Below are 490 nucleotides of genomic sequence, written 5' to 3'. Positions count from 1 at the left end.
CGGCCTCCGGGCCGCACCACCGCAGGAAACCGCCAACGAGGGCCGTACGGCCCCCACAAAGGAGTGTGAACGTGAACAGGACCATCCGGGTGCTCGCCGCCACCGCGGCGGGCACCGCCACCCTGCTGGCCTCGGCCGGCTGCGGGCTGCTGGCCAACAGCGGGGGCGGCGGCGGCGAGCGCGTGCAGCTCACCGTCTGGGCCCGACCGGCCAGCATCGGCGAGAACGCCGAGACCGTGCTGGCGCAGAAGTTCCCCGACTACGACGTGACGATCTCGCGGATGAGCGACATCGACGACAAGATGCGCGCCGGCCTGCGGGCCGGCTCGGGACTGCCCGACATCGCCATCCTCGGCGGCAACCTGTCGGACTACTTCTCGGTCTCCGACCGCTTCGTCGACTTCACCGAGCACGGGTTCAGCGACCAGGGCCAGTACGTCCCCTGGGTGCTGGAGCCGGGCCAGGACCTGCAGGGCCGGCAGGTGGCGCT

At 71.8% G+C, this 490-nt stretch carries 1 protein-coding gene; it reads left to right on the top strand.

Annotated features, from left to right (window positions below):
* Positions 1–71 precede the first annotated feature (71 nt).
* On the top strand, positions 72–490 hold a 419-nt coding region (locus GC722_RS17490; protein ID WP_231747312.1), incomplete at its 3' end, for a hypothetical protein.

The organism is Auraticoccus cholistanensis, from assembly GCF_009742705.1.
GTDB classification, from domain to species: Bacteria; Actinomycetota; Actinomycetes; order Propionibacteriales; family Propionibacteriaceae; genus Auraticoccus; species Auraticoccus cholistanensis.
Note: the sequence above shows the minus strand (reverse complement) of the source record. Positions and strands in the feature narration are given on the sequence as shown.